13 protein-coding genes are annotated in these 15,746 nt (G+C 51.6%); 9 read left to right on the forward strand and 4 right to left on the reverse strand.

Annotated features, from left to right (window positions below):
• Positions 1-345 precede the first annotated feature (345 nt).
• The gene (gene ampG, locus OGX97_RS15960) at positions 346-1,821 is read right to left on the reverse strand and encodes a muropeptide MFS transporter AmpG (protein WP_057067572.1); all 1,476 of its coding nucleotides are present in this window, start codon (positions 1,819-1,821) and stop codon (positions 346-348) included.
• Between the two features lie 44 nt (positions 1,822-1,865).
• Complete coding sequence (locus OGX97_RS15965) at positions 1,866-2,444, reverse strand: lipoprotein (RefSeq protein WP_032941838.1); 579 nt, start codon at positions 2,442-2,444, stop codon at positions 1,866-1,868.
• 306 nt (positions 2,445-2,750) lie between these two features.
• Between OGX97_RS15965 and bolA the strand changes: the two genes are divergently transcribed.
• From bolA to fadM, 9 genes are all read left to right on the forward strand, one after another.
• Positions 2,751-3,068, forward strand: coding sequence for a transcriptional regulator BolA (gene bolA / locus OGX97_RS15970; RefSeq protein ID WP_003021619.1), 318 nt, complete (start codon positions 2,751-2,753; stop codon positions 3,066-3,068).
• Positions 3,069-3,412: 344 nt separating this feature from the next.
• Positions 3,413-4,711, forward strand: a complete 1,299-nt coding sequence (tig, locus tag OGX97_RS15975; protein WP_003021622.1) for a trigger factor — start codon at positions 3,413-3,415, stop codon at positions 4,709-4,711.
• 247 nt (positions 4,712-4,958) lie between these two features.
• Positions 4,959-5,582, forward strand: a complete 624-nt coding sequence (gene clpP / locus OGX97_RS15980; protein ID WP_003021624.1) for an ATP-dependent Clp endopeptidase proteolytic subunit ClpP — start codon at positions 4,959-4,961, stop codon at positions 5,580-5,582.
• Between the two features lie 126 nt (positions 5,583-5,708).
• Positions 5,709-6,983, forward strand: a complete 1,275-nt coding sequence (gene clpX / locus OGX97_RS15985) for an ATP-dependent protease ATP-binding subunit ClpX (RefSeq protein WP_003831013.1) — start codon at positions 5,709-5,711, stop codon at positions 6,981-6,983.
• Between the two features lie 184 nt (positions 6,984-7,167).
• Positions 7,168-9,522, forward strand: a complete 2,355-nt coding sequence (gene lon / locus OGX97_RS15990; RefSeq protein ID WP_003831014.1) for an endopeptidase La — start codon at positions 7,168-7,170, stop codon at positions 9,520-9,522.
• Positions 9,523-9,712: 190 nt separating this feature from the next.
• Positions 9,713-10,003: a nucleoid-associated protein HU-beta gene (gene hupB, locus OGX97_RS15995; protein WP_219352570.1), complete on the forward strand. Its 291-nt coding sequence runs from the start codon at positions 9,713-9,715 to the stop codon at positions 10,001-10,003.
• Positions 10,004-10,271: 268 nt separating this feature from the next.
• Positions 10,272-12,146, forward strand: coding sequence for a peptidylprolyl isomerase (gene ppiD, locus OGX97_RS16000; RefSeq protein WP_235124962.1), 1,875 nt, complete (start codon positions 10,272-10,274; stop codon positions 12,144-12,146).
• A 146-nt stretch (positions 12,147-12,292) separates the two neighbouring features.
• The gene (locus OGX97_RS16005) at positions 12,293-12,667 is read left to right on the forward strand and encodes a helix-hairpin-helix domain-containing protein (protein ID WP_235124954.1); all 375 of its coding nucleotides are present in this window, start codon (positions 12,293-12,295) and stop codon (positions 12,665-12,667) included.
• Positions 12,668-12,773: 106 nt separating this feature from the next.
• Positions 12,774-13,172: a long-chain acyl-CoA thioesterase FadM gene (gene fadM / locus OGX97_RS16010; protein ID WP_003021636.1), complete on the forward strand. Its 399-nt coding sequence runs from the start codon at positions 12,774-12,776 to the stop codon at positions 13,170-13,172.
• Between the two features lie 105 nt (positions 13,173-13,277).
• Here the strand turns inward: fadM and queC are convergent, their stop codons facing one another.
• Both queC and OGX97_RS16020 read right to left on the reverse strand, forming a co-directional pair.
• Entirely contained in the window at positions 13,278-13,973 is a 696-nt protein-coding gene (gene queC, locus OGX97_RS16015; RefSeq protein ID WP_003021638.1) for a 7-cyano-7-deazaguanine synthase QueC, read from the reverse strand.
• A 65-nt stretch (positions 13,974-14,038) separates the two neighbouring features.
• Positions 14,039-15,739, reverse strand: a complete 1,701-nt coding sequence (locus tag OGX97_RS16020) for an SgrR family transcriptional regulator (protein WP_235124951.1) — start codon at positions 15,737-15,739, stop codon at positions 14,039-14,041.
• Positions 15,740-15,746: the final 7 nt, after the last annotated feature.

Here is a 15,746-nt window from a genome sequence, read left to right on the forward strand (position 1 = left end):
GTCACATATGTTGCAATATATGTCGCTTTGGCTTTAAGAACCTGTTGCAACATCACGTTATAACGAAAGCGGGCAGGTGGGGGACGTACTGAGGGCAATTGGTATAACCAATACGAAAATAAAACAATTGATTAACAATTGATTATCAATAAACGGACAATTGAGGAACAAAAAATAAATCTTTCGTGGCTGAATCGAGTAAGGGAAATAGTATATATAAAAGGCGTCAATAATTTCCAAATTCTTTGGCGCACAAAATAACAAATATTATTTTTAGCAGTTGTTGCTTATTTCGCCGTTATAATTACGCAGGGTGATTACAACGGCGATATTAATGCGGTTTTTTTACGCCTGACGCGTTTTTCGCAGTGCCAGATAATCCAGCAATCCACCAAAAACGACCCCGCAGACCGCGACTACCACTGAGACTTCAAGCAGTTCCGGCAGGAAGGAGAAGTTGGTGTAATCCATCGCGTTCATGGTTAACAGCAGCAGCCAAACCAGCAGCAGGCAGCAGCCCACTACCAACGTCATTAATGCCAGACTGTATGCTCCACGAAATTCCGTGCGCGGAATGAAGCTTTCATTTTGCCAGCTATGTTCCAGGGTCTGGCGACATACCAGCAGCAGTATCAGGCCGGGGATCGCGGCAAATACGGAGAACAGATAAAACGTCGGCCAGCCGTGTGCTTCGACAAACCAACCCGCTACCGGGCCAACGTAAACGCGACCAACGGCTGAAAGCGCGGAGAGCAGGGCGAACTGGGTCGCTGAGAAGGACTTATTGCACAGCGTCATTAATAAAGCGACAAATGCCGCCGTGCCCATTCCGCCGCACAGGTTTTCAAAGAAGACGGCCGCCGCCATGCTGAACATGTGTTTGTCAGTGATGGACAGTAGCCAGTAGCCCGCATTCGACGCCCCTTGCAGGATGCCGAAAATAAGCAATGCGCGGAACAGAGAGAGGCGCTGCATCAGGATCCCACCGTACAGCGCGCCAACAATGGTCGCCAGTAGCCCCAGCGTCTTATTCACCACGCCAACTTCACCCGCATCAAACCCAACGCCGCGGATTAAAAAGGTGGTGGTCAGGCTCATGGCGAAAGCATCCCCGAGCTTATACAGCACAATAAGCAGCAGGATCAGCCATGCGTTGTTACGACCAAAGAAGTCTCGCAGCGGAGCCGCAACTGCCTGTTCCAGCGTTTTAGGCACTGGAATGGTGTCAGTCGGTTCAGGTGCTAACAGGGTGGCGATGATACAGGGAATCAACAGCGCAGCCATCAGCCAGTACATCCCTTGCCAGCCCAGCCAGCGATCGGCCATCCACAAGGCCAATCCGCCTGAAACCAGCATCCCTAATCGATAGCCCAGCACGCTAATAGCCGCGCCGGTGCCGCGCTCTTCTGCGGGCAATACGTCGGTTTTCCAGGCATCAAAGACGATATCCTGCGATGCCGAGCAAAAAGCGATCACTACTGCGAGTGCGGCCATCCAGCGTAACTGTGTGCCAGGCTCCAGAAAGCCCATCGCGGCGATAGAAATTAACAACAGCACCTGGGTCGCCAGCAGCCAGCCGCGACGTCGACCTAAAAACGGTGGCGTGTAACGGTCCATCAACGGGGACCAGAGAAATTTAAATACATAGGCCTGACCGACCAGGGAAAAGAAACCGATGGTTTTAAGATCGATATTCTCGACGGTCATCCACGCCTGAAGCGTACCGGAGGTGAGTGCGAGCGGTAAACCGGAGGCGAACCCCAGAATGAGCAGGATAGCTGAACGTGGTTGCTGAAAAATACGTAAGTATTGACTGGACATGGGCTTCTATAGGCCCGACGAACGCCGGGCCATATGGGCAGAAATTAACGAGCGTTCTGCTTGATGAAATCGTGAACGCTGGTGTCCTGAGACATATCAGCGATGGTGTCGGTCAGTACGCTGTTAACGGCGTTAGCGATATTTTTGTTAGAGGCCTGCAGGGCACCTTCAACAGAATAGCTTGCGCGGTAGTTTTTGGTCATCTTGTTGCCGTTGGCGGCGGTCGCGATGATGGCGATGTCTGCTTTGGTTGCGATGTTATAGCGCACGCTACCCTGAGACACGTCAGCATACAGCTGGTTAACAATGATTTGCAGGTTGACTGCACCGTTTGGTCCAATCATATAACCACGTGCGGTCATCTGTTTTTCCAGCACTTCTTGTAGCAGGAAACGCAGATCGCGGGACGCGGTCAGGGTTACCAGCTGGTTGTCACGGGTGACTTTTGCCAGCGCTTGATCCTGGCGCTGGTCGGCACCGTTGATGCTAACGGTCACACCCATCAGGCTCGGGTCCTGCTGCGGCAGGGTAATTTTCGGGGAGACTTCAATAGTAGTCGGCGGCGTTGCGCATCCAGCTAACATAAACAGTGCGACAAACGGGACGAGGATTTTTTTAAACATGCCAGGGCTCTCAGCGAATCTAAATTGTATGGTTAGAGAAAATTCCCGCCATCATAACATCGCCAACGATGAGGGGAAGTGGGTAACGCATGTAAATTCATTGTGTTGTCCGTTTTATGACTTTGTGGAGACTATAAACGGACTTTTTGCAATAAATTGGAGTGAGGAATCAGTGAACTTCATCCGTTTGAATGAGAAAATCAGACAAGCGCTAATTTTTTGTTGCTAAGGTGTAATGAAAACGGTAAAAGCGGCTAGTATTTAAAGGGATGGGTGACATCTCAGCGTTGTCGGAGGAAAAATTTCATGATGATTCGTGAGCAAATAGAAGAAAAATTAAGGGCAGCGTTCGAACCCGTGTTCCTCGAAGTTGTGGATGAAAGCTATCGTCACAATGTCCCGGCTGGTTCTGAAAGCCACTTTAAGGTTGTACTGGTTAGCGATCGCTTTACAGGTGAACGTTTTCTTAATCGTCATCGGATGATTTACAGCACGTTAACGGCGGAGCTTTCCACAACCGTTCATGCGCTTGCCCTGCATACCTACACTATTAAGGAGTGGGAAGCGTTGCAGGATACGATTTTTGCATCGCCTCCGTGTCGTGGAGCGGGAAGCATCGCGTAAAAACGGATTTGCAACAACCGACGCTTTTCCAGTATGTTGCTACAGATTATGTGAAAACGGCCTGCGGGCCGTTTTGTTTTGTCTGAATTCTGGGGCAGTCGTACAGTATTCAGACAAAAATTAGCCGGGAATTGTGAAAAAAGCCGCAGCAACGCGCGATAACCGTTCTCGACTCATAAAAGTGATGCCGCTATAATGCGCGTCTTATTTTTCGGAATGTCTTCGGGATGATTCTGACGACAGGGAATGTGATTGCTTATGAGAACATCCCAGTTCCGCGAAGCCAACAACCTGTGCTTGCGGAGAAGAGTTGACCGAGCACTGTGATTTTTTGAGGTAACAAGATGCAAGTTTCAGTTGAAACCACTCAAGGCCTTGGCCGCCGTGTAACGATTACTATCGCTGCTGACAGCATCGAGACCGCTGTGAAAAGCGAGCTGGTCAACGTAGCGAAGAAAGTGCGTATTGACGGTTTCCGCAAAGGAAAAGTACCGATGAATGTTGTTGCTCAGCGTTATGGCGCGTCTGTTCGCCAGGACGTTCTGGGTGACCTGATGAGCCGCAACTTCGTTGACGCGATCATCAAAGAAAAAATCAATCCGGCTGGCGCACCGAACTACGTTCCGGGCGAATACAAACTGGGTGAAGATTTTACTTACGCGGTAGAGTTTGAAGTTTACCCGGAAGTTGAGCTGACTGGCCTGGAAGCAATCGAAGTTGAAAAACCGGTTGTTGAAGTTACCGACGCTGACGTTGACGTAATGCTGGACACCCTGCGCAAGCAGCAGGCTACCTGGAAAGACAAAGACGGCGCTGCTGATGCAGAAGACCGTGTAACCATCGACTTCACCGGTTCTGTAGACGGCGAAGAGTTCGAAGGCGGCAAAGCGTCTGACTTCGTACTGGCGATGGGCCAGGGTCGTATGATCCCGGGCTTTGAAGAAGGCGTTAAAGGCCACAAAGCTGGCGAAGAGTTCACTATCGACGTGACCTTCCCGGAAGAGTACCACGCTGAAAACCTGAAAGGTAAAGCTGCGAAGTTCGTTATCAACCTGAAGAAAGTTGAAGAACGCGAACTGCCAGAACTGACTGAAGAATTCATCAAACGTTTCGGCGTTGAAGATGGTTCCGTAGCAGGTCTGCGCGCTGAAGTCCGTAAAAACATGGAACGCGAGCTGAAAGGCGCTGTGCGTAACCGCGTTAAGTCTCAGGCGATCGAAGGTCTGGTAAAAGCTAACGACATCGACGTTCCGGCTGCTCTGATCGACAGCGAAATCGACGTTCTGCGTCGTCAGGCTGCACAACGTTTCGGCGGCAACGAGAAACAAGCTCTGGAACTGCCGCGTGAACTGTTCGAAGAACAGGCTAAGCGTCGCGTAGTTGTTGGTCTGCTGCTGGGCGAAGTAATTCGTACCAACGAACTGAAAGCTGACGAAGATCGCGTTAAAGGCCTGATCGAAGAGATGGCTTCTGCTTACGAAGATCCGAAAGAAGTTGTTGAGTTCTACAGCAAAAACAAAGAGCTGATGGACAACATGCGTAACGTCGCTCTGGAAGAGCAGGCTGTTGAAGCCGTTCTGGCGAAAGCGAAAGTGACTGAAAAAGCCACTTCCTTCAACGAACTGATGAACCAGCAGGCGTAATTCGTCGCTTTTTTAGCTCGAATTTCGTACGCAAGCCCGTCACCTTTTGGTGGCGGGTTTTTTTTTGTCACGCATTTTGCATGGGAAGAGTGCGAAAACAGCGTTTCAGTGTTAGCGTTACAACAAAAGATTGTTATGCTTGAATTATGGCGATGTCGTACCCATTACTGAGGGACTAGCTGATAATCCGTCCATAAGGTTACAATCAGCACAGCAGGTTTTTTCAAATTTTATCCAGGAGACGGAAATGTCATACAGCGGCGAACGAGATAACTTTGCACCCCATATGGCGCTGGTGCCGATGGTCATTGAACAGACCTCACGTGGTGAGCGCTCTTTTGATATCTATTCTCGTCTACTTAAGGAACGCGTCATTTTTCTGACCGGCCAGGTCGAAGACCATATGGCTAACCTGATCGTGGCGCAGATGCTGTTCCTGGAAGCAGAAAACCCAGAAAAAGATATCTACCTGTACATCAACTCCCCTGGTGGAGTGATCACTGCCGGGATGTCTATCTATGACACCATGCAGTTTATTAAGCCGGACGTCAGCACCATTTGTATGGGCCAGGCGGCCTCAATGGGCGCGTTCCTGCTGACCGCCGGGGCGAAAGGCAAACGTTTTTGCCTGCCTAACTCTCGCGTCATGATCCACCAGCCTCTGGGCGGTTACCAGGGCCAGGCAACGGATATTGAAATTCATGCCCGTGAAATCCTGAAGGTAAAAGGGCGCATGAACGAACTTATGGCGCATCATACGGGTCAATCTCTTGAGCAGATTGAACGTGATACCGAGCGCGATCGCTTCCTCTCCGCTTCTGAAGCGGTAGAGTACGGTCTGGTTGACTCGATTTTGACCCATCGTAATTAATGCCCAGTGCGCAGGTGTGCCGCTATAATTACCTGGAGCGGCACAACGCTGACTAGCGTCTTGCGCCTGAGAATGGCATTTGCGTCGTCGTGTGCGGCACAAAGAACAAAGAAGAGGTTTTGACCCATGACAGATAAACGCAAAGATGGCTCGGGCAAATTGTTGTACTGCTCTTTTTGCGGCAAAAGCCAGCATGAAGTGCGTAAGCTGATTGCCGGTCCATCCGTGTATATCTGCGACGAATGTGTTGATTTATGCAACGACATCATTCGCGAAGAGATTAAGGAAGTAGCACCGCACCGTGAACGCAGTGCGCTGCCGACGCCACATGAAATTCGCAACCACCTGGACGATTACGTTATCGGTCAGGAGCAGGCGAAGAAAGTGCTGGCGGTCGCGGTATACAACCATTACAAACGTCTGCGCAATGGCGACACCAGCAATGGCGTCGAGTTGGGCAAAAGTAACATCCTGCTGATTGGCCCGACGGGTTCCGGTAAAACGCTGCTGGCTGAAACGCTGGCGCGCCTGCTGGACGTTCCGTTCACCATGGCTGATGCCACCACGCTGACCGAAGCCGGTTATGTGGGTGAAGATGTTGAAAATATTATTCAGAAACTGTTGCAGAAGTGCGATTACGACGTGCAGAAAGCACAGCGTGGGATCGTCTATATCGATGAGATCGACAAGATTTCTCGTAAGTCTGATAATCCATCTATTACCCGTGACGTTTCCGGCGAAGGTGTACAGCAGGCGCTGTTGAAACTGATCGAAGGGACGGTTGCTGCCGTTCCGCCGCAGGGTGGTCGTAAACATCCTCAGCAGGAATTCCTGCAGGTTGATACCTCCAAGATCCTGTTTATCTGCGGTGGTGCCTTTGCCGGTCTGGATAAAGTGATTGCTAACCGTGTTGAAACCGGCTCCGGCATTGGTTTTGGCGCAACGGTAAAAGCACAGTCTGATAAAGCCAGCGAAGGTGAACTGCTGTCGCAGGTTGAACCGGAAGATCTGATCAAATTTGGTCTGATCCCTGAGTTCATCGGTCGTCTGCCGGTTGTGGCAACGCTGAGCGAGCTGAGCGAAGAAGCATTGATCCAGATCCTCAAAGAGCCGAAAAACGCCCTGACCAAGCAGTACCAGGCGCTGTTCAATCTTGAAGGTGTCGATCTAGAATTCCGTGAGGAAGCGCTGGATGCGATCGCTAAGAAAGCGATGGCGCGTAAAACCGGTGCTCGTGGTCTGCGTTCTATCGTCGAAGCCGCGCTGCTCGACACCATGTACGATCTGCCTTCTATGGAAGACGTCGAAAAAGTGGTGATCGATGAGTCGGTGATTGGCGGTCAGAGCAAGCCATTGCTGATTTACGGTAAGCCGGAAGCGCAGCAGGCATCTGGCGAATAATTCATCAATTCATACAGACATTTAATTAAAAAGGGGGGATTTTATCTCCCCTTTTATTTTTCCGTAAACATGGCGTTGAATGTGTGGGAAACATCCCCATATACTGACATACATGTTAAAGGTGGTGTGAAGCACAGTCGTACCACCTGATTACCTGGCGGAAACTAAACTAAGAGAGAGCTCTATGAATCCTGAGCGTTCTGAACGCATTGAAATCCCCGTATTGCCGTTGCGCGATGTGGTGGTTTATCCGCACATGGTCATACCCTTATTTGTAGGGCGGGAAAAATCTATCCGTTGTCTGGAAGCGGCTATGGACCATGATAAAAAAATCATGCTGGTCGCACAGAAAGAAGCGTCAACGGATGAGCCGGGTGTAAACGATCTTTTCACCGTCGGGACCGTGGCCTCTATTTTGCAGATGCTGAAACTGCCTGACGGCACCGTAAAAGTGCTGGTCGAGGGGTTACAGCGCGCGCGTATTTCTGCGCTGTCTGACAACGGCGAGCATTTCTCTGCGAAAGCAGAGTACCTTGACTCGCCTGCTATTGATGAGCGCGAACAGGAAGTGCTGGTGCGTACCGCTATCAGCCAGTTCGAAGGCTATATCAAGCTGAACAAGAAAATCCCACCAGAAGTGCTGACGTCGCTGAACAGCATTGACGATCCTGCACGTCTGGCGGATACCATCGCTGCACACATGCCGCTGAAGCTGGCTGACAAGCAGTCCGTGCTGGAGATGTCCGACGTTAACGAACGTCTGGAATATCTGATGGCGATGATGGAATCTGAAATCGATCTGCTGCAGGTTGAGAAACGCATTCGCAACCGTGTGAAAAAGCAGATGGAAAAATCTCAGCGCGAGTACTATCTGAACGAGCAGATGAAAGCTATTCAGAAAGAACTCGGTGAGATGGACGATGCACCGGACGAAAACGAAGCGTTGAAGCGTAAAATCGACGCGGCGAAAATGCCGAAAGAGGCAAAAGAGAAAGCGGAAGCAGAACTGCAGAAGCTGAAAATGATGTCTCCTATGTCGGCGGAAGCGACCGTGGTGCGTGGCTACATCGACTGGATGGTACAGGTGCCGTGGAATGCGCGTAGCAAGGTCAAAAAAGACCTGCGTCAGGCGCAGGAAATCCTCGATACCGACCATTATGGTCTGGAGCGCGTCAAAGACCGTATCCTTGAGTATCTCGCGGTTCAAAGCCGTGTAAATAAAATCAAGGGGCCGATCCTGTGTCTGGTTGGACCGCCGGGGGTAGGTAAAACCTCTCTGGGGCAGTCCATCGCTAAGGCAACTGGGCGTAAATACATCCGTATGGCGCTGGGCGGCGTGCGTGATGAAGCCGAAATTCGTGGTCACCGCCGGACCTATATCGGTTCTATGCCGGGTAAACTGATCCAGAAAATGGCCAAAGTGGGCGTTAAAAACCCGCTGTTCCTGCTTGATGAGATCGACAAAATGTCTTCCGACATGCGTGGCGATCCGGCTTCCGCACTACTTGAAGTGCTGGATCCAGAGCAGAACGTGGCGTTCAGCGATCACTACCTGGAAGTGGACTACGATCTCAGCGACGTAATGTTTGTTGCGACTTCTAACTCCATGAATATTCCGGCACCGTTGCTGGATCGTATGGAAGTGATCCGTCTGTCCGGTTATACCGAAGACGAAAAGCTGAACATTGCCAAACGTCACCTGTTGCCGAAACAGATTGAGCGTAATGCGCTGAAAAAAGGTGAGCTGACGGTCGACGATAGCGCCATTGTGGGCATTATTCGTTACTACACCCGTGAAGCAGGCGTGCGTAGTCTGGAACGTGAAATCTCTAAACTGTGCCGTAAAGCGGTGAAACAGCTGCTGCTGGATAAATCGCTGAAACATATTGAGATCAATGGCGACAACCTGCACGACTATCTGGGTGTACAGCGCTTTGACTATGGCCGCGCGGACAACGAAAACCGCGTTGGTCAGGTGACGGGTCTGGCGTGGACGGAAGTGGGCGGCGATCTGCTGACTATCGAAACCGCCTGCGTACCGGGTAAAGGTAAGTTGACCTACACCGGTTCTCTGGGTGAAGTCATGCAGGAGTCGATTCAGGCTGCGCTGACCGTGGTGCGTGCGCGTGCGGAAAAACTGGGTATTAACCCGGACTTTTACGAAAAACGCGACATCCACGTTCACGTACCTGAAGGGGCTACGCCGAAAGACGGTCCAAGTGCGGGTATTGCTATGTGTACTGCGCTGGTTTCTTGTCTTACCGGTAACCCAGTTCGCGCCGACGTGGCGATGACGGGTGAGATCACCCTGCGTGGTCAGGTTCTGCCTATCGGTGGTTTGAAAGAAAAACTGCTGGCGGCACACCGTGGCGGCATTAAGACGGTCTTAATTCCCGATGAGAACAAACGTGACCTGGAAGAGATTCCGGACAACGTAATTGCCGATCTTAATATTCACCCGGTGAAACGTATTGAGGAAGTTCTGACTCTTGCGTTGCAAAATGAACCCTCTGGAATGCAGGTTGTGACGGCAAAATAGTGACCTCGCGCAAAGAGCATTAATAAAAACAGGGCTGGCAGGCCATTTCGGGCTTGCCAGCCTTTTTTTGTATAGCTAATTTAGATAACGGATTAGGCTTGCCATCATTAACGGGTGTTGTAAGGGCATGGCAGGCCTGATATAACTGCTGCGCGGTCGCACTTTGAAGGATTCAGGTGCGATATAAATTATAAAGAGGAAGAGAAGAGTGAATAAATCTCAACTGATCGACAAAATTGCTGCAGGGGCTGATATCTCTAAAGCTGCGGCTGGACGTGCGTTAGATGCAATTATTGCTTCTGTTACCGAATCTCTGAAAGAAGGTGATGACGTAGCGCTGGTAGGTTTTGGTACTTTTGCCGTTAAAGAGCGTGCTGCCCGTACTGGTCGCAACCCGCAAACAGGTAAAGAGATCACCATCGCCGCGGCTAAAGTACCGGGCTTCCGTGCAGGTAAAGCACTGAAAGACGCGGTAAACTAAGTGATTTCCCCTTTGGGGATGTGACGAAGTACAAGGGCGCATCGACTGATGTGCCTTTTTTATTTGTAATTCCGGTACTTTCTACGCGTTGTGGGCTGACAATTGCCCCTGTTTCTTGTCACAATAGACCTTTGTGCGCAGCGTTCAGGAAACGCTATGCTGCGTGAAGCATATATACTCAAAATCCTTGTTGCCGTTGTTGTCATCAACGCGGGGGCAGCAGAGAGGATAACGCGTATAGTCATCTACAGCGGAGTGTGGTTACACCATGATGGACAGCTTACGCACGGCTGCTAACAGTCTCGTGCTCAAGATTATTTTCGGTATCATTATCGTGTCGTTCATTTTGACCGGCGTGAGTGGTTACCTGATTGGCGGAGGCAATAACTTCGCCGCCAAAGTGAATGGCCAGGAGATCAGCCGCGGGCAGTTCGAGAATGCGTTCAACAGCGAACGTAACCGCATGCAGCAACAGCTGGGCGATCAATACTCCGAGCTGGCCGCGAACGAAGGTTATATGAAAACGCTGCGTCAGCAGGTGCTGAATCGTCTTGTTGACGAAGCACTGCTGGATCAGTATTCCCGCGAGCTTAAGCTCAACATCAGCGACGATCAGGTTAAACAGGCCATTTTCGCCACGCCTGCGTTCCAGGTGGACGGCAAGTTTGATAACAACCGCTACAACGCGATTGTCAATCAAATGGGAATGACTGCAGACCAGTATGCTCAGGCATTACGTAATCAGCTTACGACACAGCAGCTGATTAACGGTGTTGCCGGTACGGACTTCATGCTGAAAGGTGAAACGGACGAACTGGCGGCGCTGGTCGCACAGCAGCGTATCGTGCGCGAGGCGACGATTGACGTTAACGCACTGGCCGCGAAGCAGTCTGTTACCGAGCAGGAAGTTGCCAGCTACTACGAGCAGAATAAAAACAACTTTATGACGCCGGAACAGTTCCGCGTGAGCTACATCAAGCTGGACGCTGCTGCAATGCAGGAGACGGCCAGCGATGCTGATATTCAGTCTTACTATGACCAGCATCAGGATCAGTTCACTCAGCCGCAGCGTAACCGCTACAGCATCATTCAGACCAAAACGGAAGATGAAGCCAAAGCGGTACTGGACGAGCTGAACAAAGGCGGTGATTTTGCTGCGCTGGCGAAAGAAAAATCTGCCGATATCATCTCTGCCCGTAAAGGCGGCGATATGGGATGGCTGGAAGATTCCACCACCCCGGATGAGCTGAAAAATGCTGGTCTGAAAGAAAAAGGCCAACTGTCTGGCGTAATTAAGTCTTCCGTTGGTTTCCTCGTTGCACGTCTTGACGACGTACAGCCTGCGCAAGTTAAACCGCTGAGCGAAGCCCGTGACGAGATTGCGGCAAAAGTGAAGCAGGAAAAAGCGCTGGATGCGTACTATGCGCTGCAGCAGAAAGTCAGCGACGCGGCCAGCAATGATAACGAATCTCTGGCGGGTGCAGAGCAGGCTGCGGGTATGAAAGCGGTTGAAACGGGCTGGTTTAGCCGTGACAGCCTGCCGGAAGAACTGAATTTCAAACCAGTCGCTGACATCATTTTCAATGGTGGTCTGGTTGGTGAGAACGGTACGCCTGGCAGTAACTCCGATATCATCACCGTGGACGGCGATCGTGCGTTCGTGCTGCGTATTGCAGAGCACAAAGCCGAAGCCGTGAAGCCACTGGCTGAAGTGAAAGAGCAGGTAACTGCGCTCGTTAAGCACAATAAAGCAGAGCAGCAGGCGAAGCTTGATGCCGATAAACTGCTGGTGGATCTGAAAGCCGGTAAAGGCGATGAAGCGATGAAAGCGGCGGGTCTGAGCTTTGGCGAGGCGAAAACGCTGAGCCGTACGGGTCAGGATCCGCTGAGCCAGGCTGCCTTTGGTCTGAGCCTGCCGGCGAAAGACAAACCGAGCTACGGCGTCGCGAACGACATGCAGGGTAACGTTGTTCTGTTGGCGTTGGACGAGGTGAAAGCTGGTTCTATGCCTGAAGCGCAGAAGAAAGCGATGGTTCAGGGGATCACTCAGAACAACGCGCAGATTGTCTTCGAAGCGCTGATGAGCAACCTGCGTAAAGCCGCAAAAATTAAAGTCGGTGATGCGCTGGAACAGCAGCAATAACCGAGGCAGTTCGCAAAAAATTGCAAAAAGTTGTATCTACCAAAGGCCGCTTTCGCGGCCTTTTCCATTTCTGATATTTGCCGTTTGTCTGCCGTTCTGCACCTCGCTATCGTGATTCCACTGTTAACAAACAAGGAGAAAACAGTATGAAACATGGAATCAAAGCTCTGCTTATCACTCTTTCATTGACCTGCGCTGGTATGGCCCAAACCGCATTGGCGGCTGAGCCTGTCGCCAAAAGCCAGGCGACTCAAACCAAAGCGGAAAACCCAGGGGCGGCACACAGCAAAGCCACACTGCCCGCTAAAGCAAGCGACGATGAGGGCACCAGGGTAAGCATCAACAACGCTTCTGCGGAGGATTTAGCGCGAGTTATGAATGGCGTGGGTCTAAAGAAAGCGCAGGCGATTGTGAGCTATCGTGAGGAGTACGGGCCGTTTAAAACGGTGGACGATTTAAAGCAGGTGCCGGGCATGGGCAGTTCACTGGTTGAGCGTAACCTGGCAGTTTTAACACTTTAATAACTTGCAGAGCGCTGAAAGTTTGCCAGACTGTAGAGGTCATACCAGTTATGACCTCTTTACCCAAAAATCTGTTCCTATAAAAACAACGTAAGGCTCCTGCGCTATGCAAACACAAATCAAAGTTCGTGGTTTTCATCTTGATGTCTATCAGCACGTTAACAATGCCCGCTATCTGGAGTTTCTGGAAGAGGCCCGCTGGGATGGTCTGGAAAACAGCGACAGCTTTCAGTGGATGACCGCACACAACATCGCTTTTGTGGTCGTGAATATTAATATCAACTACCGCCGTCCTGCGGTGCTGAGCGACCTGCTGACTATCACCAGTCAGGTTCAACAGTTAAATGGCAAAAGTGGCGTGTTAAATCAGACCATTACCCTGGAGCCAGAAGGGCAGGTGGTGGCAGACGCGCTGATTACGTTCGTCTGTATTGATTTGAAAACGCAAAAAGCGTTGCCGCTGGAAGGGGAGTTGCGCGAAAAACTGGAGCAGATGGTGCAGTAGTGGCTGCGACTGCCGGAAGGCGACGCTCAAGCGTCTTATCCGGCCTACAAGAGTTGCTGCAACTGCATGTAGGCCGGATAAGCAAAGCGCCATCCGGCAATACAATCACTTTAACCCGGTTTTCTGCTTCATTGCCGCCATCACTGCCGGTTTATCCGCAAGATAATGGTTCAGGCCGTTGGCACGCAGATTACACGCCGCACAGTGACCGCAACCGTCACCTTTGATGCCGTTATAGCAGGTCAGCGTTTCTTCGCGTACCAGGTCCAGCTTGCCCCAATAATCGGCCAGTGCCCAGGTTTCGGCTTTATCGATCCACATTAGTGGGGTTTCAAAGCGAATATCTTTCGCCATCCCCAGGCTTACAGCATGGTTCAGGGCTTTAACGAACTCGTCGCGACAGTCCGGATAGCCGGAGAAATCGGTCTCACAAACGCCGGTAATGACCGCCTCTGCCTGCACCTGGTACGCGTAAATTGCTGCCAGCGTTAAGAACAGAATATTGCGTCCTGGCACAAAGGTATTGGGAATGCCGTTCGCATCCGGTTCGTAATCGGGTACCGGAATGTTATCGCGGGTCAGGCTGCTGACAGCCAGTTCACTGAGCAATGTGACATCAAGCACTTTGTGCGCGCGCGCGCCAAGTTTTAAGGCCAGGTCACGTGCGACATCAATCTCAGCGCGATGGCGCTGACCATAATCAAAGGTCACGCAGTGCACTTCATCATACTGATGCAGCGCTTGCGCCAGACAAGTCGTGGAGTCCTGACCTCCACTGAATACAACAACGGCACGTTTCATGGCTTTTCCTGACAAAATAACGAAGCCCTTATGGTAGCGCCTGGGCGTGCCGTCGACCAGCTTCTTCACGCGGAAGGAGGTGGCAGCCAGGCTTCGGTAAACTCGAACCAGCCACGAGGATTCAGGCGTACGCCGTTCACGCCCGGTGGCGCGCTGATGCGATAGTGATAATTGAACAGTGGCGTCAGGGTAGCGTCATGCATTAGCGTGGCGAAAACTTGTTGTAAAGCCGCGCGGCGATCGTCCTCATCGGCCTGAATTTGAAGGGCATCCAGGGTCGTTTGCAAATGTGTGTATGTTGGCGCATTCAATACATGTGACCAGAGCTGATCACAGCGCAACCACTGTTCGAGAGTATATTCAGGTGCCTCACCAATCAGCCTGTCGCCCATCATCAGGTCGGCCTGGGCTAAGGGATGATCGCCATCCCAGTTTTTAGCATTATGAAAAATAAGCGTTAATTCACAGCCGAGCAGCGCCAACGCCTGGCGAAGCTGTTCAGCCATAGCGTGAAGTTCTACCGGCAGGTGATAAGCCAGCGTCAGCTTTTCCGGCAGCGCTACCTCGTCGAGTTCATCCCATTGCGGGATAGTCCATCCGGGGAGCAGTGCATTGCTTGGCGTGATCAGATTTTCATCCACTTCAAGCGTTTGTAGCAGGGAAGAACGGTGGATGATATTTATTAGTCTACGGGCCTGCTGCGTATTCAGTCGCGCGCTTTTTCTGAGCGTGAGATAGCAAAAACCAAGACTGATCCCGCTGCTTACCTGGCTTAGCATAGGCAACTCTTCGGGTTTACCAATCGCAATTTGCACCGGATGGCGACAGCTGGTGCCCAGATCCTGGGAGAAGAGCTGCGGGGTTATCCAGTATTCAATGGCTTTTAGCAGCGGATGACTCAGATGGTAGTGATCGTGACTCTCGATACGCACCAGCTCAGGAGTAAACAGCGTCAGCCGGAACGGGCCGGTACCCACAAACGGGTGCTCAGGATGCGCCAGGTGACTGCTGTAGCTTGCCAGACGGTGCGCCAACCAGAAGTCGGGACGATGCAGAATAAAGGTCAGACACTGGGGATGCGTCACCTCAATGCGCTTTACGCTGATAAACAGCTTATTCAGCGCGGGGAGTTCTAACAGCTTCAGCAACTGCTGATGTAGCTGTGTGCTGCTGACCGCATCGCCGTTATGCCAGTACAGGGTGGAACGAATATAGAAATCCCAGCGCAGGCCGTCAGCGGAGATATTCCAGTGGTGGGCTAAGTCTCCACAGGGACGTTGCGTAGTGCTGTCAAACCGGGTCAGGCCAGAGAAAACTTGTCCAGCGAGGTGTTGCTCCGCGCGACCGGGGAGAAACCCGGGGTGCAAGGGGTCGAGCGGGCGGTAATAGGGTATACGCAGGGTTGGCGTGTCGTTTTGCCACTGACCGCCCATAAACGGTTGTAGCAGTGTTCTCAATTCGCCCGGCGCCAGCTGAGCTAGTTCCAGTACGCTAAGCTGCTCGCCCTTTTGCAGGGCCTGTTCCATCATGGTGTTGCGCAGTGAATCTGGCGTCACTAAAAACCGCAGCTGCCCGCGTTTCCCGCGCCCCGACTGGGCATGCCACTCCAGCCAGCCTGCATCCTGCGCTTGCTTTAGCAGGGTACGCACATGGCGTTCGCTACAAAAACAGCGTTCGGCCAGTTCCCCGACGGTCACCGACTGCGGTTCGCCGTTCGAGGGTAGCCACAGGCGTTGGTACTGGTTCAGGCGATTAAGCAGACGCATTGATACT

Origin of the sequence: Citrobacter sp. Cpo061 (genome assembly GCF_030332845.1) — a bacterium.
GTDB lineage: Bacteria > Pseudomonadota > Gammaproteobacteria > Enterobacterales > Enterobacteriaceae > Citrobacter > Citrobacter portucalensis.